We start from the raw sequence: 21959 nt of genomic DNA, 5'->3' as shown, positions 1-21959 counted from the left end.
ACCTGCGACACCAAGCGATGGCCTGTGTCTCCCGGTCCGCGAACGCGGCCGGGGACACGGGCCATTGCCGTCCCGGCGGGCACCACACAGGCGCACGACCAGGACGGCGTCCCACCCTGCGCACCGTCCGGTGTGCGGACCGATCCTGGAGGTACCTCAGCAATGGCTGTCTACACGCTCCCTGACCTCACCTACGACTACGCCGCGCTCGAGCCGCACATCTCGGGCAAGATCATGGAGCTGCACCACTCCAAGCACCACGCGACGTACGTCAAGGGCGCGAACACTGCCCTGGAGCAGCTCGAGGAGGCCCGCGAGACGGGCAACCTGGCAAACGTCAACAAGATCGAGAAGGACCTCGCGTTCAACCTCGGCGGTCACATCAACCACTCGATCTTCTGGACGAACATGGCGCCCGAGGCCGGCGGCGAGCCGACCGGCGACATCGCGAGCGCGATCGACGAGCACTTCGGCTCGTTCGAGAAGTTCAAGGCGCACTTCACCGCCGTCGCCGCCGGTGTGCAGGGTTCCGGCTGGGCGGTGCTGGCCTGGGACTCCGTCGGCCAGAAGCTGGTCGTCGTCCAGCTCTTCGACCAGCAGGGCAACATCCCCTTCGCGCTCACCCCGGTCCTCATGCTGGACTGCTGGGAGCACGCCTACTACATCGACTACCTGAACGTGCGCCCTGACTACATCAAGGCCTGGTGGAACCTGGTGTCGTGGAGCAACGTCTCCGAGCGTCTGGCCAGGGCCAAGACGCAGACCGCTGGTCTCGTCGTCGCGTCGGCCTGACGTTCTGACCGGCTGATCGCCCGACCGGATCCGGCGCGCCTGGGGGAGACTCCCGTGGGCGCGCCGGATCTGTCATGTCACGGATCGCCCGGCTATTTCGTCGTCAGAGGTGGAAAGCTGCGCCCGGATCGGTGTCTACTGGTGAGACAGGGACCGCCAGGCGCGTACCTCCTACCTCAGGGGTGATGACGTGGCAAAGCCGCAACGTCCGACCACCGCGATCGGCAAGACCGCCGACTATCTGGACCAGCGCACCACCATCGGGGTGCTGGTGAAAGAGCTCGCGCGCAAGGTCTTCCCGGACCACTGGTCCTTCATGTTGGGCGAGATCGCCCTGTTCTCGTTCGTCGTCCTGATCGCCTCGGGCTTCTTCCTGACGATGTTCTTCGAGCCGTCGATGGCCCTGGTGCGCTACGAGGGTGAGCACCCGGCGAGCATGCACGGCCAGCTCATGTCCGCCGCGTTCCGCTCGACCGTCGAGATGTCGTTCGAGGTGCGGGGCGGTCTGCTCATGCGGCAGATCCACCACTGGTCGGCCCTGATCTTCGTCGGCTCGATCGTGCTGCACATGTTCCGGATCTTCTTCACCGGCGCGTTCCGCAAGCCGCGCGAGATCAACTGGCTCGTCGGCCTGACCATGCTGATCCTGGCGCTGGCGGCCGGCTTCTCCGGCTACTCGCTGCCGGACGACGTCCTGTCCGGCAACGGCCTGCGCATCATCGACGGCGTTGTGAAGTCGATCCCGGTGATCGGCTCCTTCATGTCGTTCCTGGTCTTCGGCGCCGAGTTCCCGGGGCACCACATCATCCCGCGGCTGTTCACGCTCCACATCTTCGTGATCCCGGGCCTCCTGCTGGCCCTGATCGCGCTGCACCTGTTCCTGATGGTGCTGCAGAAGCACACCCAGTACCCGGGTGGCGGCCGCACGGACAAGAACGTGGTGGGTTACCCGGCGGCGCCGGTGTACGTGGCCAAGATGACCGGCAACTTCTTCATCGTGGCGGGCGTGCTGACGCTGATGGGCGCCACGATGGCGATCAACAACGTGTGGAACTACGGCCCGTTCGACCCGTCGCCGGTGTCCGCCGGCGCGCAGCCGGACTGGTACATGCTGTTCCTGGAGGGCTCGCTGCGACTGATGCCGGGCCAGGGCACGGAGTGGGTCATCCTCGGGTACACCCTTCCGCTCAACGTCCTGGTCCCCGCGGTGGTCATCCCGGGCATCCTGTTCACGTTCCTGATCGTCTACCCGTTCCTCGAGGCGCGGGTGACCAGCGACGACAAGGAGCACCACGTGCTCGACCGCCCGCGGAACAAGCCGGCACGCACCGGCCTGGGCGTCGCGTTCCTGACGGCGTTCATCATCCTGGCGCTGGCCGGGTCGAACGACCTCATCGCCACGCACTTCGGGCTGTCGATCAACTCGATCACGTGGGTGTTCCGCATCCTGCTCTTCGTCGGGCCGGTGTTCGCCTACTGGGTGACGAAGCGGATCTGCCTGGGGCTGCAGCGCAAGGACCGCGAGCTCGTGCTGCACGGGCACGAGTCGGGCCGCATCGTCCGCTTCGCGAACGGTGAGTACATCGAGGTCCACACCCCGCTCGACGAGCAGGAGCGCTGGCTGCGGGTCAACTACGAGGCGCCGGCACCGCTGGAGATCGCCCCGAAGACCGACGCGCGTGGCGTGAAGCGCAAGGGCTACGGCTCCGACAAGCGCTGGCAGGGTCTGTCCCGGTTCTTCTACGAGGACCGCGTCGCACCTGTCAGCCCGGCGGAGGTCGCGGCCGCGCACTCGCACGGCGAGCACGACGAGCTGACCGGATCCGAGCGCCAGGCCGTCGAGGCCGGCGCAGGAACCACCTCGCGGGAGCACTGAGCGACCTGCGACACCAAGCGATGGCCTGTGTCTCCCGGTCCGCGAACGCGGCCGGGGACACGGGCCATTGCCGTCCCGGCGGGCACCACACAGGCGCACGACCAGGACGGCGTCCCACCCTGCGCACCGTCCGGTGTGCGGACCGATCCTGGAGGTACCTCAGCAATGGCTGTCTACACGCTCCCTGACCTCACCTACGACTACGCCGCGCTCGAGCCGCACATCTCGGGCAAGATCATGGAGCTGCACCACTCCAAGCACCACGCGACGTACGTCAAGGGCGCGAACACTGCCCTGGAGCAGCTCGAGGAGGCCCGCGAGACGGGCAACCTGGCAAACGTCAACAAGATCGAGAAGGACCTCGCGTTCAACCTCGGCGGTCACATCAACCACTCGATCTTCTGGACGAACATGGCGCCCGAGGCCGGCGGCGAGCCGACCGGCGACATCGCGAGCGCGATCGACGAGCACTTCGGCTCGTTCGAGAAGTTCAAGGCGCACTTCACCGCCGTCGCCGCCGGTGTGCAGGGTTCCGGCTGGGCGGTGCTGGCCTGGGACTCCGTCGGCCAGAAGCTGGTCGTCGTCCAGCTCTTCGACCAGCAGGGCAACATCCCCTTCGCGCTCACCCCGGTCCTCATGCTGGACTGCTGGGAGCACGCCTACTACATCGACTACCTGAACGTGCGCCCTGACTACATCAAGGCCTGGTGGAACCTGGTGTCGTGGAGCAACGTCTCCGAGCGTCTGGCCAGGGCCAAGACGCAGACCGCTGGTCTCGTCGTCGCGTCGGCCTGACGTTCTGACCGGCTGATCGCCCGACCGGATCCGGCGCGCCTGGGGGAGACTCCCGTGGGCGCGCCGGATCTGTCATGTCACGGATCGCCCGGCTATTTCGTCGTCAGAGGTGGAAAGCTGCGCCCGGATCGGTGTCTACTGGTGAGACAGGGACCGCCAGGCGCGTACCTCCTACCTCAGGGGTGATGACGTGGCAAAGCCGCAACGTCCGACCACCGCGATCGGCAAGACCGCCGACTATCTGGACCAGCGCACCACCATCGGGGTGCTGGTGAAAGAGCTCGCGCGCAAGGTCTTCCCGGACCACTGGTCCTTCATGTTGGGCGAGATCGCCCTGTTCTCGTTCGTCGTCCTGATCGCCTCGGGCTTCTTCCTGACGATGTTCTTCGAGCCGTCGATGGCCCTGGTGCGCTACGAGGGTGAGCACCCGGCGAGCATGCACGGCCAGCTCATGTCCGCCGCGTTCCGCTCGACCGTCGAGATGTCGTTCGAGGTGCGGGGCGGTCTGCTCATGCGGCAGATCCACCACTGGTCGGCCCTGATCTTCGTCGGCTCGATCGTGCTGCACATGTTCCGGATCTTCTTCACCGGCGCGTTCCGCAAGCCGCGCGAGATCAACTGGCTCGTCGGCCTGACCATGCTGATCCTGGCGCTGGCGGCCGGCTTCTCCGGCTACTCGCTGCCGGACGACGTCCTGTCCGGCAACGGCCTGCGCATCATCGACGGCGTTGTGAAGTCGATCCCGGTGATCGGCTCCTTCATGTCGTTCCTGGTCTTCGGCGCCGAGTTCCCGGGGCACCACATCATCCCGCGGCTGTTCACGCTCCACATCTTCGTGATCCCGGGCCTCCTGCTGGCCCTGATCGCGCTGCACCTGTTCCTGATGGTGCTGCAGAAGCACACCCAGTACCCGGGCGCCGGCCGCACGGACAAGAACGTGGTGGGTTACCCGGCTGCGCCGGTGTACGTCGCCAAGATGACCGGCAACTTCTTCATCATCGCCGGTGTGCTGACGCTGATGGGCGCCACGATGGCGATCAACAACGTGTGGAACTACGGCCCGTACGACCCGTCGCCCGTCTCGGCGGGCACGCAGCCGGACTGGTACATCCTGTTCGTCGACGGTGCCCTGCGGCTCATGCCGGGGCCGGGCTGGGAGTGGGTCATCGGCGGGTACACGCTGAGCATGAACCTGCTGATCCCGGGCATGATCCTCCCGGGCATCCTGTTCACGCTCCTCGGCGCGTGGCCGTTCCTCGAGGCCCGCGTCACCGGGGACCACCGCGAGCACCATGTGCTGGACCGGCCGCGCAACCGGCCGGTGCGCACGGGCGTCGGCGTCGCGCTGTTCGTCGCGTTCATGGTCTGTGCCCTGGCTGCGACCAACGACCTCATCGCCACGCACTTCTCGCTCGACATCTTCGCGATCACCTGGGTGCTGCGCGTACTCCTGATCGTGGGGCCCGTGTCGGCGTTCTGGGTGACGAAACGGGTCTGCCTGGGGCTGCAGCGCAAGGACCGCGAGCTGGTGCTGCACGGGCACGAGTCGGGTCGCATCGTGCGGTTCGCGAACGGCGAGTACGTCGAGGTGCACACCCCGCTCGACGAGGAAGAGCGCTGGCTGCGCGTCAACTACCAGTCGCCCGCACCCCTGGAGATCGCACCGCTCACGGACGCCCGTGGCGTGCGGCGCAAGGGTTACCGGTCCGACCGCCGTTGGCAGAGGCTGTCCCAGTTCTTCTACGAGGACCGCGTCTCACCTGTCACGCCCGCCGAGCTGGCGGCCGCGCACTCGCACGGCAAGCACGACGAGATCGAGAAGCACGACGAGATCGAGGCGAAGGAGCCGACCGGCGCCGGCACCACCGGCAGGCGGCAGGACCGCCGCTGAGGGCGCCCTCGGGGCAGGGCGTACGGTTGTCACGGGTGCCGGCTGGGCTGAAGTTCGTCCGGCTCAGGCTGGTAGATGTCGCCTGAGCCGAACTGTTCGGCCTTGCCGAATCAGGCGGGGCCAGGCTGAACGAAATTCAACGGACCTGGCACCCGCTGCCAGAGGCGAGCCTGCCTCGGCGAGCCTTCGCGCGGCACCGGGCACCCGCGCCGGGCGCCCCGCACCCGGCACGACCTGTCAGTCGTCGAGCCCCAGGGCGAACGCCTGCTCCAGGTCCGCCTTCGAGAAGGCGCGGAAGGCGATGAGGGTCTCGGTGTTCTGCACGCCGGGCACCTTGTTCACGGCGTCGGACACGACTCCGGCGAGCTGCTCGTGCTCGGGGACGCGCACGATGGCCACCAGGTCGGTCTTTCCGGTCACGGAGAAGACCTCGCTCACCCCGTCGATGTTCGCGACCTCCTGCGCGACCTCGGGGATGCGGGACGTCTCGGCGTCGATGAGGACGATGGCGGTCAGCATGCCGTCATCGTATCCACGTGCGGCGGGTTCCCGGGTTCCGGAACGCCGCCGATCTCGGTGCGCACCCGGTCCGAGGCCCACGTCAGCTCGGCGTGCGCACCGGCCGCCCGTACCGGACAGGCCCACGTGTCGCTGACGTGCACCAGGCGCACACCGGGGGAGTCGAGCCAGGCGATCAGGAGGTCGGTCTCCTCCGGATGTGCCGCGGGCGCCGGGGGGACCGGGGGCTCGACGTGCTCCGCGGTGGTGCGCAGCGCCGAGACCAGCGGAAGGGGGTCGACCCCTGGTCCCGAGACGTCGGTGGCCGCGAGCCGGCCGTGCTTGATCACCACGATCTCCCAGCCACCTGGCCGGCCCGGTGCGTCGCCGATGCCGGAGGGGCGGGCGGCGACCAGCTCGGCACACGCCGCGAGGGGTGCCAGCTTCTGCGCCCGGTGCGCGCCGGAGACGAACGCGCGCAGCCGCCGGGTGACCTCGCCCGCCTCCTCGTACCGCTCCTGGTGGGCGAGCGTGGCGATCCGGTCCGAGAGCGCACGCACCACCGCCGAGGGATCACCGGTGAGGGCGCCGCGGGCGGCGTCGGCCACCTGCGCGTAGGACGTGTCGGGGCCCTCGGTCGCGATGCATGGGGCGGAGCAGCGGCCCATGCCCGCCAGGGCGCACGGGCTGCCGGGCTTGCGCGAGACCAGCGGGATACGCGCGGTGCACTGGCGCAGGTTCAGGGCGTCGTGCAGGGCATGGACGGCTTCCTGTGCGGTGCGCCGGGACGCGAAGGGGCCGATGTGCACGGCGCCGGGCACCACTCCGCCCACCACGGAGAGCCGTGGGTAGGCCTCGTCGGTGAGCCGTACCCAGGAGTGCCGCTCCGGGAACTTCGACCGCCGGTTGTAGCGAGGCGCGTGCTCGGTGATCAGCCGCAGCTCGCGTACCTGTGCCTCCAGCGGCGTCGCACACGCGACCGGAGTGACGCGTTCGGCGATGCGCACCATCTCGGTGATCCGCTTGCGCTTCTCGGCGGCGGTGAAGTACGAGCGCACCCGCTTGCGGATGTTGACGGACGTACCGACGTACAGGACCTCGTCGCCCGGTCCACGGAACAGGTAGACGCCGGGCGCCGAGGGCAGGTCGTCGGCGAGGTGCCGCTTGCGGCGCACCTCGGGCGGTACGGGGTCTGCGGCAGTGGCCAGGTCTTCCAGGTGCGTGATGCCCATGGGCGCGAGGCGGTCGAAGAGCGCGTGCAGGACGTCGACGGTCGCCCGCGCGTCGGCCAGCGCACGGTGATCGGGGGAGACGCTGGCGTGGAACAGGTTGGCGAGCGTGGACAGCTTGTGGTTGGGCGCCTCGTCCCGCGTGACCAGGCGCCGGGCGAGCGGCACCGTGTCGACGACGGTGAACCCGGGCCACTCGTAGTCGAGCCGTGCGCACATGGTCTTGAGGAAGCCGACGTCGAACGGGGCGTTGTGCGCGACGAGCACCGTGTCGCGCGCCCACTCCAGGAAGCTCGGCAGCACCAGCGCGATGTCCGGCGCGGTGGCGACCATGGCGTTCGTGATGCCCGTCAGCCGGGCGACGAAAGCGGGGACGGGCTGGCCGGGGTTCACCAGCGACTGGAACTCGCCGAGCACCTCGCCACCACGTACCTTCACGGCGCCGATCTCGGTGATCCCGCCCTCTGTGGCGTTCGTCCCGGTGGTCTCCAGGTCCACCACCACGAAGGTGACGTCCCGCAGCGGCGTGCCGAGCTCCTCGAAGGTTGCCTGGTATGCCGACGCGCTGATGCTCACGGGGCAGAGGCTAGCGGGAGACACTGACACGCTTGTTCGAGCCTCGCCGCGATGCGGGAGGTCGAACGGCGCGTTCGGCCGTCAGACCCAGGTCTCGCCCGTGAGCTGCTCGTAGATCTCCACATAGCGCGCGCGGGTCTCCGCGACGACGTCGGCGGGGATCTCCGGGCCGGGGTAGGTGCGGTCCCAGTCCGTGAGCGTCGAGGACCAGTCGCGCACGAACTGCTTGTCGTAGGACCACTGCCCACGGCCCGGCTCGTACTCGCTCGCCTTCCAGAAGCGTGAGGAGTCCGGCGTGAGCACCTCGTCGGCGAGCGTCAGGACGCCGTCCGCGTCGGTGCCGAACTCGAACTTGGTGTCCGCGATGAGCACGCCGCGCTCGCGCGCGATCTCGGCGCCGCGCTCGTAGATCGTCAGCGACAGGTCCCGCAGGCGGCTCGTCGTCTCCTCGCCCAGGTCCTTGGCGATCTCCTCGACGGAGATGTACTCGTCGTGGCCCTCGTCGGCCTTGGTCGACGGTGTGAAGACGGGCTGCGGCAGCCGATCGGCCTCGACGAGCCCCGGCGGGAACGCGACACCGGACACGCTGCCCGACTCGCGGTAGCTCTCCAGCCCGCCGCCCGCGAGGTAGCCGCGCACGATGCACTCGACGGGCACGATCTCCAGGCGCTTGCAGCGGACCGCGCGACCCTTCCACTCCTCCGGGACGTCCTCGTTGATCACGTGGTTGGGCACGAGGTCCGCGAACTGACGGAACCACCACAGCGAGATCTGCGTGAGGATCGCGCCCTTGTCGGGTACCGGCGTCGGTAGCACGACGTCGTACACCGACACACGGTCGGAAGCCACCAGGATTACGTCGTCGCCGTCCGCGTAGACCTCGCGAACCTTGCCCTTACGGATCAGTTCCACGCGGCCAAGGTTAACCCGCCGGCCGGTGCGGCTCAGGCATGTCCAGGTCGAGCACGGCGTACCCGTGCCCGTCCAGGTGCACGACGCCGCGCCCGTCGTCGCCCGCCTCGAGACGGAGCCCCCGGGAGACGAGCGGCCGGGCACCGGCGGCGCCGTCGAGCGGGAGGCGCACGGCGGCCCGGCCCGGGTTGAGCACGACGGCCAGCGTGCCGCCCCGGAGGTAGGCCAGGGGATACGCGGTGGTGAGCACCTCGATGGTCGCGGCGGCGTCGAGGCGGTCGTCGTCGTGCCGCAGGGCGATCAGGTCCCGGACGAGGCGCAGCAGGGAGCCGGCGTCGTCCACCTGGCCGGCGACCGTCGGGCGGGCCGGGTCCGGGTCCTGCGGCAGGTACGTCGAGGTAGCTGGGCTACCCGGACCGAACCTGTCCGCCGGAAGGTCGCCCCACTGCATGGGGGTGCGCGACCCCGCGCGGTCGTACGTGGGGCTCAGGCGCGAGCCCTCGAGGGTCGGTGTGCCTGGCACGTACCGCATGCCGATCTCGTCGCCGTAGTAGACGGACGGCAGGGCGGGCCACGTCATCGTCAGCACGTGGGCCACACGGGCCTGCTCGGCGTCGCGTGCGCCGGCCACCAGCCGCGTGAAGTCGTGGTTCGACGTCGGCAGGCCGACCACGCCGCCGCGGCCGGTCGCCGCGATGGCGTCGGCGGCGGCCCGCCAGGCGTCGACGAACGTACGGGCGTCACCCGTGCCGTCGGCGCCGGCCCAGGCAGGCACCTCGCCCCAGGACGGGTTCACCGTTCCGGCGCCGTTGTTCCACAGCGAGCGGAACGGCAGCCCGTCGTCGTCGCCCCCGAACTGGAGGAAGAAGTCCACGTGAAAGCCCGCCGGGACGGCCACCCGCGGGTCGCCCCACTCGCTGATCAGCACGCGGCCGGGGTAGGCGTCGTCCAGCCAGGCGCGCGTCTCGTGCCACAGCCGGCCGGTCTCCAGGTGGCCCGGATCGTCCTTGACGAGCGACGACGCCATGTCGACGCGGAACCCGGCGACCCCGAGGTCGAACCAGTGCGCCATGATCTGCCGCAGGGCGGCGCGGTTGGCGAGCGGGCCCGGGGCGTCGACGGGCTGACGCCACGGCTCCGCGGGATCAGGGCGCGCGTAGCCGTAGTTCAGCGCGGGCTGGACGGGGAAGAAGTTCGGCCGGTAGTACCCGCCGCGCGCACCCAGCCCCGGCTGGAAGCCCTCCACGGGCACGTCGCTCCAGACGAAGCGATGGTCGTCCGGGTCGTCGGCGGACGCGCGGAACCACGGGTGCTGGTCGGAGGTGTGACCCGCCACGAGGTCGAGCAGCACGGAGATGCCGCGCCGGCCCGCCTCCTCGGTCAGCCGGGCCATGTCCTCGTTCGTGCCGTAGCGCGGAGCCACCCGGAAGAAGTCGGCGACGTCGTACCCGGCGTCGGCGAAGGGCGAGACGAAGCACGGGCTGAGCCAGAGCGCGTCCACCCCGAGCCACGCGAGGTAGTCCAGGCGGTCGGTGATGCCGGCGAGGTCGCCGATCCCGTCACCGTTCGCGTCCGCGAAGGACTGCGGATAGATCTGGTAGAGCACGGTGCGCCCCAGGCGTGAGGCGAGGTCGACGGAGGTCACGGGCGACCCACGTTGAACTGCTCCATCCGCATCAGCGGGCGGACCTTCTGCTCCAGGGCGCCGGGCGCGACGTAGCGGCGCATCGCGTCGTCGGCCAGCTCGTTACCGAGCGCGGCCAGGATCATGCCCTGGTCCAGGGCCAGGTAGCGCTGGGAGACCTGGCCGCTGCGCACGGCCACGGCGTCGTAGAAGCCGCCCGGGCCGTAGGCGTCGAAGTCCGCGGCGATGTTCCGCAGGTTGGTCATCGCCTCCCGGGGCGCGTACCGCAGCGCGAGGAACGAGGCATGCGGCGTCACGACGCCGTCGCCGTACTCCGTGGGCGCCGGCGAGCCAGCGCGGCAGCCCTCGTACGGCTGGTCGACGGTCGTCCGCTCCTGGTCGGAGGTGTACCCCGGCCCGTCCAACCCGAGCTGGTCGACGCCGTACTCCCGGTACCCGCCGGCCGGGTCGTTCGACGGCGAGAAGCCCCAGTACCCGTACTCGGCCTCCCGCATCCCGTGCTCGATCTGGCCGCGCACGTACAGCGGGTGGTTGCGGCCCCACGAGCGCGGCCCCCACGTCTCCTCGGGCACGAACAGCGGCACCATGAGCGCCTCGAACATGCTGCCGCCCCACGTCGGGACCACCCGCAGGCCGCGGTAGGGCAGGGCGCCCTCGAAGACGGGCACCCCCAGGTACTCGGCCCACTCGCCGACCGGCCGCGTCTCGGTCCAGTCCCAGTCGCAGGTGTCGGGGAACGTGCGGTACGTGCCGAAGTAGTGCTTCGCTGGGATCTGTCCCTCGGCGATGCCCAGGTAGGAGGCGATGCGTGGCTCGGTGTTGAACGCGCCGTAGTGATGGCCCGTGTACCAGACGTCGGCGCCCATGCCGCAGTAGTCGCCGGGGACGGGCGCCGTCTCCTGCGGGTCGACGTCCCAGAACCCGCCGCGGATCTGGTTCTGCGCCGGGTCGTAGTAGCAGCCGAAGTCCATCTCCGCGCGGACGGCGTCCGCCTCGTCCGCCAGCGACGGTTCCGCGCGGCTCGCCAGCAGCAGCCCGGTGGCCAGCCAGCCGTTGTCGACGCTGGACAGGAACGGCTTGACCGGGTCGCCGCTCGTCGGGAACGTCGTGAGCTTGGCGCCCGTCGCGGGGTCGTACCAGTTGTAGAACATGCCGCTGGGCTCGTGCTTCTCCAGCCCGGCGACGGTCTCCACGGTGGTCGCCAGGCGCTCGCGTGCCTCGCGCCGGTCGATCAGCCCGACGTCCCGGGCCACGACTGTGCTCCACAGGTAGGCGCCGATGTTGGTCGGCGAGGTGTACCCGCCGCGGCTGCCCGGGTCGAGGTCGCCGCCGATGTTGTCGTCGGGCAGCCCGGTCTCCTCGACGACCAGCGCGTCGAACGAGCGCCAGGTGTCGGCCGCCCAGGTGCGCAGCAGGCGCTGGTCCCGCCCGTTCAGGGCCGTGCTCTGCGTCGCCTCCGCGCGGGCGGTGCTGTCGCCCGTGCTCCCGCTCGCCGGGACGGCGGTGATCGCCGGGGCGACGGTGAACGTCACGGCGGCGACGGCGGCCGCCGTGACCGCCGCCCTGTGCCTTCTCGGGTAGGTCCTCATGGTGTGTCTCCTCTACGTCGTCGTAGTCAGGACAGCTCGCCCGTGCGGGCGACCTTGCCGAGCCACTCGAGGCTCGGCTTGGGCGTGCGCTCGAACGTCGTACGGTCGACGGCGACCAGGCCGAAGGTCGGGGCGAAGCCGCTCATCCACTCGTAGTTGTCGAGCAGCGACCAGTGCAGGTAGCCGTCGACCCGGCAGCCGCCGGCCATCGCCCGGGCCATGCCAGCGAGCGCCTCCCGCGTGTAGTCGATGCGGCGGGCGTCGTCGGCGGTGGCCATGCCGTTCTCGGTGACGATCATCGGCACTCCGCCGGTGATCCTGTGCGTGTACTCGAGCGCCTCGCCGAGCGCCTGCGGGTAGTACTCCCAGCCGGTCAGCGTCTTCTCGACGTCGTCGCCGAACGGCACCGGCTCGCCGTCGGCCCCGATGATGGTGCGCAGGTAGCTCTGCACGCCCACGAAGTCGTCGCCGCGGGAGACCTCCAGGAAGAAGTCCTCGCGGGGGTAGGCGTAGGCGTCCCGCGCGGCCTCGGCGCCGGGCGCCGCCTGGAACACCTGGTTGGCGATGGTCCAGCCCGCGCGGACGTGCCCGAGGCCGTGCAGGATCTCGACGGCGCGGCGGTGCGCGGTGGCCTGGATCTCCGAGGCGGCCTCGTCGGGGGCGGCCAGGCCCGCCGCGTCGAGGTTGGTGCGCCGGCTCGCGCCGAGCATCATCGAGGTGATGTTGGGCTCGTTGATCGTGACCACGTGGCCGACGTCGCCGAGGATCCGCGTGGTGGTCTCGACGTAGCGGCTGAACGCGTCGACGGCGTCGGGCGCGAACCAGCCGCCGCGCTCGGCGAACCAGCGCGGGAGCGTGAAGTGCAGGAGCGTGACCACGGGCGTCACCCCCGCCTCCAGGCAGGTGTCGATCATGCGCCGGTAGTGCGCGAGCTGGGCCCGCGAGATCTCGCCCTCGGCGGGTTCGATGCGCGCCCACTCGACCGAGAAGCGGTACGCGTTCAGGCCGGCGTCGGCCAGCAGGGCGATGTCCTCGGGGTAGCGGTGGTAGCTGTCGACGGCGTCGCCGGAGCTCTCCGCGCACAGCGTCCCGGCGACGTGCTCCTTCGCCCACCAGTCGCTGTTGACGTTGCCGCCCTCGATCTGGTGCGCGGCGGTCGACGCGCCCCACAGGAAGTCGGGTGCGGTGGGCAGCGTGATCTGTTCGGTCACGGATGGCTCCTACTTGAGTCCGGTGGTCGAGATGCCCTGCACGATGTGCCGCTGCAGGACGAGGAAGACGATGAGGATGGGCAGCACGATGACCGTCGCGCCCGCCACGAGCAGGCCGTACTGCACGGTGTTCTGGCCGGTCGAGTAGAGGGCCAGTGCCACGGGCAGCGTGTACCTGTCGGCGGACTGCACGGCGACCAGGGGCCACAGGAAGTTGTTCCAGGACCCGAGGAAGGTGAGGATGCCGAGCGTCGCCAGCGCCGGCCGGGCCTGCGGCAGCACGATCCGGAAGAACGTGCGGAACTCGCCGGCGCCGTCGACGCGCGCGGCGTCGAGCAGCTCGTCCGGGACGTCGAGCATGAACTGCCGCATGAGGAACACCCCGAACGGCGCCGCGAGGAACGGCAGGATCAGCGCCGCGTACGTGTTGATGAGGTCCAGGTTGGCCACGAGCACGAACAGGGGCACGAACGTGACCATGCCCGGGACCATCAGCGTGCCCATGACTAGCGCGAACAGGGTCCGCTTGCCGGGGAAGTCGAGCTTGGCCAGTGCGTAGCCGACCATGGCGCTGAACAGCACCGACCCGACGGTCACGAGCAGCGCGACGACCACGGAGTTGAGGAAGTACCGCGGGAAGCTCAGCGTGGCGAACAGCTCGGTGTAGTTGGCCCAGGTCACCTGGTCGGGGATCAGGGTGGGCGGGAACTGCCGGATCTCGCCCTCCGGCTTGACCGACGAGAGGAGCATCCACACGAGCGGCCCGATCGAGGCCGCCAGGCCGATCAGGAGCGCGACGTTGAGCAGGATCGCGCGCGGGGAGAGGCGGCGCGTGGTGGGGCGGCCGACGGCCGGCGCTGTCACCGCATCTCTGGTCAGCACGTCGGTTGCCATCACTTCTCCGTCCTGAGCAGGCGGAACTGGAGGTACGACAGGATCACGATGGCCACGAACAGCACGTAGCTCATCGCGGCCGACAGGCCGTAGTTGCCGAACCCGAACTGGTTGAAGACCTCGTAGGCGACCGAGTTGGTGGCGCCCAGCGGCCCGCCCTGCGTCATGACGAACGGCTCCTCGAAGAACTGCAGGTAGCCGATGCCGGTGATGACCGCGCAGAACAGCAGCGTGGGCCGCAGCAGCGGGACCGTGATGGACCGGAACTGGCGCACCGCGCCGGCGCCGTCGATGGCGGACGCCTCGTACATGTCGCGCGGGATGCCCTGCAACCCCGCGAGCAGGATCACCATCGAGTACCCGACGTTGCGCCAGGTCGCCATCACGATGAGCGAGGGCATGGCCCAGACCTCGTCGGTGAGCCAGCGCGGCCCGTCGATGCCGACGGCGCCGAGGACCGAGTTCACGAGCCCGAAGTCGGGCTGCAGCAGGAACCGCCACACGACCGCCACCGCGACGATCGACGTCACCACGGGGGCATAGAAGCCGACGCGGAACACCGACCGGAACCACACCAGGCCCGAGTTGAGCAGGACCGCCAGCAGCAGCGCGAGCCCGAGGGTCAGCGGCATGGCCACGCCGACGAAGTAGAGCGTGTTGCCGGCGGCCTGCTGGAACTTCGGGTCCGTGAGGGCCTCGACGAAGTTGTCGAAACCCACGAAGTTCACGGCCCACGGCGTCCGGAGGTCGGCGCCCCGCATGTCGGTGAACGCCATGTACAGGGACGACGCGACCGGGACCAGCATGAACACGGCGAACAGCACGGTGAAGGGCAGCGCGAAGCCCCAGGCCGCCAGGCCCGCGCGGCGGCGGCGTGCGGAGACGGCCACGGTCAGTCCAGACCCGTCCCGATCGAGGTGGCGGCGTCCTGCATCTGCTTCGCCGCGTCCTCCGGGCTCACCTCACCGGCGATGACCTGCTCGATGATCAGGTCGAGCTCGTGCTCGATCTCGGCCCAGGTCGGGATCGCAGGCGTCGAGCGAGCGGTCTCCAGGACGTCCTGGTAGACGGCGACCGCCTCGTCGTCGGCCAGCGCCGGGTCGTCCCAGGAGGCCTGCACGGCGGGCAGGTCGCTGGAGATCTCGAACCAGTCGACCTGGGTGGCGGGGTCGGTGGCGAACTGGACGAACTTCCAGGCGGCGTCCGGGTTGGCGGCGTCGGCCAGGACGCCGAGGTTGGAGCCGCCGATGAACGAACCGGTCGCCTCGTCCGCGGGCAGCGGCACCACGCCGAACGAGTCGGCGAAGTCGTCGCCCGCCGTCGTCAGCAGGTTGGCGCGCTCCCAGGGGCCGGAGACGAACGAGCCGAGGTCGCCGTCGATGAAGTTCTGCACCTTCTCCTCCTCGACGAGCACCGGCGGGGCGAGTCCGTCGCGCATGAAGGAGGAGTAGTACTCCAGGGCCTTGACCTGGGCGTCGTTGTCGAGCGTGAACTCGCCGGCGTCGTCCAGGATCTCGCCGCCCGCCTGCCAGTAGAACGGCAGGTACATCAGGGCGGTGGAGTTGCCGCGCGTCTGCAGCGCGATGCCGTGCTCGGCGCCGGCGTCCTGCAGGCCTGCGGCGAAGTCCGTGAGGTCGGCCCAGGTCCTGGGCGCCTCCAGGCCCTCCTGCTCCGCGAGGTCCTTGCGGTAGTACAGGACGCGCGACTCGACGTACCAGGGCACGCCGTAGGACGTCCCGTCGACGACCGTGGTGTCCCACGCACCCGGGAAGAAGGCCGCGGAGTCGATGTCCTCCGGCGTGGGCGCGAGCCCGCCGAGCTCCACGAAACCGCTCACGAGCGTTGTGCCGACCTGCATGACGTCGGGCACCTCGCCCGTGGCGATCGCCGTGTTGATCTTCTCGGTGGACGACTCCCACGGCACCGGCGTGACGTTCACCGTGACGTCGGGGTTGTCGGCCTCGAACTGCTCGGCAAGCTCGGGCAGCAGCTCACCCTCCGTACCCATCGCCCAGACCTCGACGGTGCCGGTGGCCGGACCGTCCGCGATGCCGCTGGGGCCTTCTGCCGTGGTGCCGGCCTCGTCGCCGCGGCCGCACCCGGTGAGGGCGAGGGCCAGCGTGAGGGTCGACGCCGTCGCCGCTGCGACGAGGCGAGGTGTCCTGTTCACGATCACTCCTTTGTTGATCCGCTGTTCCGAAATTTCGAAGCCTGATCTCGGAAAGACCACGGGAGGTTAGACGCGGGTCGCGGTGCTGTCAATGGCGGCGCCGGCCGGGATTCCGTCCGGATGTAGCCCGGATGTGGCCCGGATGCTGCCCGGATGCTGTCGGACAGATCGGGGTGACGGCGCCTGTCCCGACGTCGGCTACGATCCTGGTTTCGGAAACTCGATCTCGCCCCGGCCGACGGAGGACCCATGGCACAGGACCAGTCCCGCATCCCGCTCGCGGTCGTCGCGGCCGAGGCGGGTGTGTCGGTCCCGACGGTCTCGAAGGTCCTCAACGCGCGGCCCGACGTCGCGGGCGCGACCCGCGAACGGGTCACGGAGGTGCTGGAGCGGCACGGGTACGCCGTCCGCCCGCCGTCGGCGAAGCCCACCGGCATGATCGACGTGCGCATCGTCGACTTCGAGGGCACCTGGTCGGAGGCCGTGGTGCGCGGCGCCGTCGCGGGCGCCCGGCGGTTCGGCCTCGACGTCGTCCTCGCGGTCGAGCCGGACCCCGACGACTGCAGCGCCTGGGTGCGGCACGCGCTGGAACGGGGCACCGACGGCCTGGTCAGCATCGTCGCTGTGCCCGACGCCGACGCGCGGCGGGCCCTCGCGGACACGGGCACGCCGCTCGTCGTCGTCGACCCGCGGCAGCGGCCGCCCGAGGGGATGCTGAGCGTCGGGGCCACCAACTTCCAGGGTGGGCTCGAGGCGACGGCGCACCTGCTGGGGCTCGGCCACCGGCGCATCGCGACGATCACCGGCGCGCTGGAGCAGGACAACGCCATCGCGCGGCTCGCGGGCTACCGCGCCGCGCTGATCCGGGCCGGCGTGCACACGGACGACGAGCTCGTGTACGTCGGCGCCTACGGCGTCACGTCGGGGTACGAGGGCGCCCAGCGGCTCATGGCCCTGGACGAGCCGCCCACCGCGATCTTCGCCAGCAGCGACGACACGGCCCTCGGCGCGCTGCGTGCGCTGCGCGAGGCCGGGCTCTCCGTGCCGCGCGACGTCTCGCTCGTCGGCTTCGACGACCTGCCGATCGCGCCGTGGATCGACCCGGCGCTCACCACGGTGCGCCAGCCGCTCGCGGAGATGGGCGCCACCGCCGTCGACCTGGTGCACCGGGCCCGTACGGCCAGCGGCCACACGCTCCGCACCGAGCTGGCCACCACCCTGGTGGAACGGTCGTCGACGGCCCCACCACCGCGCTGAACCGCTCCCGGCCGGAAAGGGTCAGCGGGTGGGCCGCTGCGGCTTCTCGACCTCCGGGAGCGGCAGGCCGCCGGGACCTTCCTCGGACGCGGGGGGCAGGGGTTCGCCGCGGGCCATGCGCTCCTTGGCGCTGGCCGCGTACGCGTCCACGTACTCCTGGCCGGACAGCGCCAGGATCGCGTACTCGATCTCGTCGGCGACCGCGCGCAGCACGAACTTGTCGGTCTCCATGCCCTTGTACCGGCTGAAGTCGAGCGGCTCGCCGATCACCGCGCCGAGCGGCATGAACGTGGGCACGCCCCGGCCGGGCGGCTGGGCGACGTCGGTGTCGACCATGGCGACCGGGATGACCGGGGCGCCCGACTCCAGCGCCATCCGGGCCACGCCGGTCTTCGCCTTGTAGAGGCGGCCGTCAGGGCTGCGGGTGCCCTCGGGGTAGATGCCGAACAGGTTGCCCTCGCGCAGCACGCGCAGCCCCGTGCGCAGCGCGGCCTCGCTCGCCGCGCCGCCGGAGCGGTCGACGGGGATCATGCCGATGCCCGTCATGAACCAGGCCACGATCTTGCCCTTGACGCCCTTGCCCGTGAAGTAGTCGGACTTGGCGAGGAAGGTCACCCGGCGCGGGACCACGAGCGGCAGGATGAACGAGTCGATCACCGCGAGGTGGTTGCTCGCCATGATCGCCGGGCCTGTTCGCGGCACGTTCTTGCCGCCGATGACCCACGGCTTGTACGCGAGGCGCAGCCATGGGCCGACCAGCACGTTCCGCATCACCCAGTAGAACAAGATTTCCTCCTCCAGACCCGGCCCCGCGGGCCCCCCGACGACAATAGAGTGTGCGCATGGCCGCATCGAACACCGACGACCGAGACGACGACGTGCCCGGCGACACCCCACGCGAGCTGGGCGACGACGACGTGGCCTCGCGCTGGGCCGACATCGTCGCGACCCTCGGCGACCTGGGTGCCTCACGGGCCGGCGGCGCGGCCGACGACCCTACGAGGCCCGCCGAATCTTCTCAGACTTTGCGGCAGGATGACGAGCGGCCGGACGACGAGGGCATCGCCGGCGACCGTGTCGACGACTCCGCGGGCGACCGCTCCGACGAGCCGGCGACCGGGTCGCGCGTGATCCTGCCCGCCGGCCCGCGCGACTGGCCCCTGACGCCGGAGGTCGAGGCGCTCGAGGAGGCGGAGTCCCACTTCACGCCGCCGGAGCCGCCGCCGCTCATGTCACGCGACCCGCTCCTCACGATGGCCTGGAGCTTCGTCGTGGGTGTTCCGTCGCTGGCCCTGGTCGGGATGGTCGTGTCGGCCGCGTCGTCGCTGTCGATCCCCCCGCTGGCCGGGCAGGTCGGCCTCGGCCTGTTCGTGGCCGGGCTCGGCGTGCTGATCTGGCGCATGCCCCACCAGCGGGACCCCGACGACGACGGCCCGGGTGCCGTCGTCTGAGCCGGAGCGGAACCGCAGGCTCAGGCGACCAGCAATGTCGTCTGAGCCGGAGGTGTCGTCTGACCACGCGACACGCCGTGGAACATGTCAGAAGCTCAGTTCACCCGGGTGAACTGAGCTTCTGACATGTCGGCGGGCGGTCGGCTCAGCGGCGGGCGAGATCCGCCGCGCCCACGATGCCGGCCTCGTTGCCGTGCTCGGCCAGCTCGATCTTCGCCACGGGCCGGTGGCCCATCGCGGAGAGCTGGGCCTCGAAGCCCCGCCGGACCGGGCCGAGCAGCAGCTCTCCGGCGGCGCCCACGCCACCGCCGATGACGATGAGCTCCGGGTCGAGCAGGGCCGCCACCGATGCGGAGCCCTCACCGATCCAGCGTCCGAGCGTCGCGAGCAGCTCGATCGCGAGCTCGTCGCCCTCCTGGGCGGCCTGCGTCACCATCCTGCCGCGGATGTCGGCCGGGTCACCGCCCGCGAGCTCCAGCAGCCGCTTCGCCTGTCCGTCACGCGCCACGGCGGCGTGCTGGGCGTCGCGTTCCAGCGCGCTGCCGGAGGCGTACTGCTCCCAGCAGCCCTCGTGGCCGCAGCCGCAGTAGTGACCCTCCGGCACCACGCGCATGTGCCCGACCTCCGCGGCCATGCCCCATTTTCCGCGGACGAGCTCCCGTTCGGAGATCACGGCGCCGCCGAGCCCGGTGCCGACAGTGAGCATGAGCATGTCGGTGGCGTCGCGGCCTGCGCCGAACCGGAACTCGGCCCAGCCCGCTGCGTTCGCGTCGTTCTCCACGACGATGGGCAGGTCGGCGTCGACCAGCTCGGCCACCTTTGCGGCCAGCGGGTACTCCCGCCAGGCGATGTTGGGGGCGAAGTTCACGGACGTCCGGTCCGGGCTGACGAAGCCCGCCGCGGCGAGCCCGATCGCGCCCACCTCGTGCTCGCGGACGAGCTCGTTGCAGGCGTCGGCGATCGCCTTGTCGATGTGCGCGACGTCGTCGGCGTCGGTCTCCCGGCGTACCTGGGCGAGGATCTTGCCCTCCTCGTCGACGACTCCCACAGCGATCTTCGTGCCGCCGATGTCGACCCCGATGGCGTGCATTCGTCCTCACGTTCTCTCGTTCGCACGACGGTCGTTCAGGCCGTCGAGAAGGGGACTGCACCGAAAGGTGCACAGAACCAGGGTAGCGACCGCCCGGAGTGCAACACGCGGCGTCCGTTTCCCGGTATCTTTGCAGGCACGGTCAGTACTGCCACTGGAGTCAGAATGGACGAGATCTTCAGCCCGATTCTCATCGAGCTGCCCCCCACCTCCAATCTCAACGATGTACTCGCGGATCGTGTCGGCGCCGGTGCCGACAAGCCGATGATGGAGGTTCCGGCCGGCAAGGGTGAGCCCTGGCGGGTCGTCACGGCCGGCCAGTTCGACGCCGAGGTGGTCGCCGTGGCGAAGGGCCTCGTGGCCCGCGGTATCGAGCCCGGCGACAAGGTCGGGATCATGTCCCGCACTCGGTACGAGTGGGCCGTGCTGGACTTCGCGGCCTGGGCTGCCGGCGCGGTGCCCGTACCGGTCTACGAGACCTCTTCGGCCGAACAGGTCGAGTGGATCCTGTCCGACGCCGACGTGAAGCTCGTCGTCACGGAGACCGCGGCCAACGCCGCGACCGTCGAAGAGGTGCGTGCCGCCTGCCCCCACGTGACCGACGTGCTCGTCATCGACGACGGCGCGCTGGACGCGATGGCGGCCGACGGCGCGGACGTGCCCGACACGGAGATCACGCGCCGCCGTGGCCTCGCGGGCCTCGACGACCTCGCCACGATCATCTACACCTCGGGCACCACTGGTCGCCCCAAGGGCGCCGAGCTGACGCACCGCAACTTCGCGTCGCTCGCCGTGAACGCCGTCGAGGCCGTGCCGGAGGTGTTCGCCAAGGAGGGCGGACGCACCCTCCTGTTCATCCCGATGGCGCACGTGTTCGCGCGCTACGTCCACGTCCTCGCCGTCGCGGGCGGCGTCGTCACCGGGCACTGGGGTGACACGACGACGCTGGTCGACGGTCTGGGCGAGTTCAGGCCGACGTTCATCCTCGCGGTCCCGCGCGTGTTCGAGAAGGTCTACAACACCGCCGAGCAGACGGCCGCGGCCGGCGGCAAGGCGAAGATCTTCCACTGGGCCGCCGCGACGGGTATCGCGTGGTCGCGGGCACTCGACACGCCGTCGGGCCCGGGTCTTGGCCTGAGGATCCAGCACTCGGTCGCCAGCGCGCTGGTGTACTCCAAGCTGCGGGCCAGGCTGGGCGGCCAGGCGGAGTTCGCGGTGTCGGGCGGTGGGCCGCTCGGCGAGCGCCTCGGCCACTTCTACCGCGGCCTGGGCCTGAAGGTGCTCGAGGGCTACGGCCTCACCGAGTCCACCGCACCGACCAGCGTGAACCGGCCGACGGCGACGAAGATCGGCTCGGTCGGCCCGCAGCTTCCGGGCTGCGGGGTCCGGATCGCGGCGGATGGCGAGATCCTCCTCAAGGGTCACCACATCTTCCGGGGCTACCACAACAACGAGGCCGCCACGGCGGAGTCGTTCACCGAGGACGGCTGGTTCCGCACCGGCGACCTCGGGGTGCTGGACGACGACGGGTTCCTCACGATCACCGGCCGTAAGAAGGAGATCATCGTCACCGCGGGCGGCAAGAACGTGGCGCCCTCGAACCTCGAGGACCGGATCCGGGCGCACGCCCTGGTCAGCCAGTGCGTGGTGGTCGGCGACAACAAGCCGTACATCGGCGCGCTCGTGACGCTCGACGCAGAGGGCCTGCCGGGCTGGCTGAAGATGCACGGCAAGCCGGCGCTGTCCGTCGAGGAGGCCCGCAAGGACCCCGACGTCCTCGCCGCGCTGGACGAGGCGGTGCAACGCGCCAACAAGGCCGTCTCGAAGGCGGAGTCGATCCGCAAGTACACGGTGCTGGCAGAGGACCTGACCATCGAGAACGGCTACCTCACGCCGAAGCAGAGCGTGAAGCGGTCGGTGTTCCTGAAGGACTTCGACGCGGACGTCGAGCGCCTGTACGCGGACAAGAACAAGGAGAGCCTGCACCTCATCGGCTGAGGCTCCTCGGCTTCTTGCTTGCTGCTGGCTGGCGGCGGGCCATGACTTCGGTCCGTTGCCCTGAGATCGGTCGGTCAAACGGCCC

At 70.2% G+C, this 21959-nt stretch carries 18 protein-coding genes; 7 read left to right on the top strand and 11 right to left on the bottom strand.

Features of this window, described 5'->3' with window-relative positions; genetic code table 11:
- Nucleotides 1–162: 162 nt before the first annotated feature.
- From ACFWE2_RS13140 to ACFWE2_RS13125, 4 genes are all read left to right on the top strand, one after another.
- Nucleotides 163–792: a superoxide dismutase gene (locus tag ACFWE2_RS13140; RefSeq protein WP_377224668.1), complete on the top strand. Its 630-nt coding sequence runs from the start codon at nt 163–165 to the stop codon at nt 790–792.
- A gap of 190 nt (nt 793–982) precedes the next feature.
- Nucleotides 983–2668: a cytochrome bc complex cytochrome b subunit gene (locus tag ACFWE2_RS13135; protein ID WP_377224669.1), complete on the top strand. Its 1686-nt coding sequence runs from the start codon at nt 983–985 to the stop codon at nt 2666–2668.
- 165 nt (nt 2669–2833) lie between these two features.
- Nucleotides 2834–3463 carry a superoxide dismutase gene (locus ACFWE2_RS13130; RefSeq protein WP_377224668.1) on the top strand — a complete coding sequence of 210 codons (630 nt, stop codon included), beginning with the start codon at nt 2834–2836 and terminating at the stop codon, nt 3461–3463.
- Nucleotides 3464–3653: 190 nt separating this feature from the next.
- Nucleotides 3654–5354 carry a cytochrome bc complex cytochrome b subunit gene (locus ACFWE2_RS13125; RefSeq protein WP_377224667.1) on the top strand — a complete coding sequence of 567 codons (1701 nt, stop codon included), beginning with the start codon at nt 3654–3656 and terminating at the stop codon, nt 5352–5354.
- Nucleotides 5355–5591: 237 nt separating this feature from the next.
- On the opposite strand, the gene ACFWE2_RS13120 is transcribed toward ACFWE2_RS13125, so the two are convergent.
- The 9 genes from ACFWE2_RS13120 to ACFWE2_RS13080 form a co-directional block, all read right to left on the bottom strand.
- Entirely contained in the window at nt 5592–5873 is a 282-nt protein-coding gene (locus ACFWE2_RS13120) for an Lrp/AsnC family transcriptional regulator (protein WP_116676031.1), read from the bottom strand.
- On the bottom strand, nt 5867–7657 hold the full coding sequence (locus ACFWE2_RS13115; RefSeq protein ID WP_377224666.1) for a DEDD exonuclease domain-containing protein: 1791 nt from the start codon (nt 7655–7657) through the stop codon (nt 5867–5869). The genes ACFWE2_RS13120 and ACFWE2_RS13115 overlap by 7 nt, the downstream gene beginning before the upstream one ends.
- Before the next feature lie 81 nt (nt 7658–7738).
- The gene (locus ACFWE2_RS13110) at nt 7739–8569 is read right to left on the bottom strand and encodes a phosphoribosylaminoimidazolesuccinocarboxamide synthase (protein WP_377224665.1); all 831 of its coding nucleotides are present in this window, start codon (nt 8567–8569) and stop codon (nt 7739–7741) included.
- A gap of 10 nt (nt 8570–8579) precedes the next feature.
- Nucleotides 8580–10214 (bottom strand): alpha-amylase family glycosyl hydrolase, encoded by a 1635-nt coding sequence (locus ACFWE2_RS13105; RefSeq protein ID WP_377224664.1) that lies wholly within the window; start codon nt 10212–10214, stop codon nt 8580–8582.
- Nucleotides 10211–11803, bottom strand: a complete 1593-nt coding sequence (locus ACFWE2_RS13100; protein WP_377224663.1) for a glucoamylase family protein — start codon at nt 11801–11803, stop codon at nt 10211–10213. Before ACFWE2_RS13100 ends, ACFWE2_RS13105 begins: the two co-directional genes overlap by 4 nt.
- A 26-nt stretch (nt 11804–11829) precedes the next feature.
- Nucleotides 11830–13014 carry a glycoside hydrolase family 1 protein gene (locus ACFWE2_RS13095; protein WP_377224662.1) on the bottom strand — a complete coding sequence of 395 codons (1185 nt, stop codon included), beginning with the start codon at nt 13012–13014 and terminating at the stop codon, nt 11830–11832.
- 9 nt (nt 13015–13023) lie between these two features.
- The gene (locus ACFWE2_RS13090; RefSeq protein WP_377224661.1) at nt 13024–13908 is read right to left on the bottom strand and encodes a carbohydrate ABC transporter permease; all 885 of its coding nucleotides are present in this window, start codon (nt 13906–13908) and stop codon (nt 13024–13026) included.
- The gene (locus ACFWE2_RS13085) at nt 13908–14798 is read right to left on the bottom strand and encodes a carbohydrate ABC transporter permease (protein ID WP_377224660.1); all 891 of its coding nucleotides are present in this window, start codon (nt 14796–14798) and stop codon (nt 13908–13910) included. The genes ACFWE2_RS13090 and ACFWE2_RS13085 overlap by 1 nt, the downstream gene beginning before the upstream one ends.
- A gap of 2 nt (nt 14799–14800) precedes the next feature.
- A complete protein-coding gene (locus tag ACFWE2_RS13080) occupies nt 14801–16078 on the bottom strand; it encodes an extracellular solute-binding protein (protein WP_377224659.1) in 1278 nt (425 codons plus the stop codon).
- Nucleotides 16079–16327: 249 nt separating this feature from the next.
- Here ACFWE2_RS13080 and ACFWE2_RS13075 point away from each other — a divergent pair, with 249 nt between their 5' ends.
- Nucleotides 16328–17335 carry a LacI family DNA-binding transcriptional regulator gene (locus ACFWE2_RS13075; protein ID WP_377224658.1) on the top strand — a complete coding sequence of 336 codons (1008 nt, stop codon included), beginning with the start codon at nt 16328–16330 and terminating at the stop codon, nt 17333–17335.
- Nucleotides 17336–17356: 21 nt separating this feature from the next.
- Here the strand turns inward: ACFWE2_RS13075 and ACFWE2_RS13070 are convergent, their stop codons facing one another.
- Nucleotides 17357–18121 (bottom strand): lysophospholipid acyltransferase family protein, encoded by a 765-nt coding sequence (locus ACFWE2_RS13070; RefSeq protein ID WP_377224657.1) that lies wholly within the window; start codon nt 18119–18121, stop codon nt 17357–17359.
- Nucleotides 18122–18177: 56 nt separating this feature from the next.
- On the opposite strand from ACFWE2_RS13070, the gene ACFWE2_RS13065 reads away from it, so the two are divergent.
- Nucleotides 18178–18786, top strand: coding sequence for a hypothetical protein (locus ACFWE2_RS13065; protein WP_377224656.1), 609 nt, complete (start codon nt 18178–18180; stop codon nt 18784–18786).
- A 145-nt stretch (nt 18787–18931) separates the two neighbouring features.
- Here the strand turns inward: ACFWE2_RS13065 and ACFWE2_RS13060 are convergent, their stop codons facing one another.
- Complete coding sequence (locus ACFWE2_RS13060) at nt 18932–19876, bottom strand: ROK family glucokinase (protein WP_377224655.1); 945 nt, start codon at nt 19874–19876, stop codon at nt 18932–18934.
- Between the two features lie 165 nt (nt 19877–20041).
- On the opposite strand from ACFWE2_RS13060, the gene ACFWE2_RS13055 reads away from it, so the two are divergent.
- Entirely contained in the window at nt 20042–21874 is a 1833-nt protein-coding gene (locus tag ACFWE2_RS13055; RefSeq protein WP_377224654.1) for an AMP-dependent synthetase/ligase, read from the top strand.
- Nucleotides 21875–21959 lie beyond the last annotated feature (85 nt).

Origin of the sequence: Promicromonospora sp. NPDC060271, assembly GCF_042726755.1 — a bacterium.
Taxonomy (GTDB): Bacteria; Actinomycetota; Actinomycetes; order Actinomycetales; family Cellulomonadaceae; genus Promicromonospora.
Note: the sequence above shows the minus strand (reverse complement) of the source record. Positions and strands in the feature narration are given on the sequence as shown.

Coding starts and splice junctions, on each gene's coding strand:
- ACFWE2_RS13140 (WP_377224668.1), top strand. CDS start 163: ATGGCTGTCTACACGCTCCCTGACCTCACCTACGACTACGCCGCGCTC.
- ACFWE2_RS13130 (WP_377224668.1), top strand. CDS start 2,834: ATGGCTGTCTACACGCTCCCTGACCTCACCTACGACTACGCCGCGCTC.
- ACFWE2_RS13120 (WP_116676031.1), bottom strand. CDS start 5,873: ATGCTGACCGCCATCGTCCTCATCGACGCCGAGACGTCCCGCATCCCC.
- ACFWE2_RS13100 (WP_377224663.1), bottom strand. CDS start 11,803: ATGAGGACCTACCCGAGAAGGCACAGGGCGGCGGTCACGGCGGCCGCC.
- ACFWE2_RS13090 (WP_377224661.1), bottom strand. CDS start 13,908: ATGGCAACCGACGTGCTGACCAGAGATGCGGTGACAGCGCCGGCCGTC.
- ACFWE2_RS13075 (WP_377224658.1), top strand. CDS start 16,328: ATGGCACAGGACCAGTCCCGCATCCCGCTCGCGGTCGTCGCGGCCGAG.
- ACFWE2_RS13065 (WP_377224656.1), top strand. CDS start 18,178: ATGGCCGCATCGAACACCGACGACCGAGACGACGACGTGCCCGGCGAC.
- ACFWE2_RS13060 (WP_377224655.1), bottom strand. CDS start 19,876: ATGCACGCCATCGGGGTCGACATCGGCGGCACGAAGATCGCTGTGGGA.
- ACFWE2_RS13055 (WP_377224654.1), top strand. CDS start 20,042: ATGGACGAGATCTTCAGCCCGATTCTCATCGAGCTGCCCCCCACCTCC.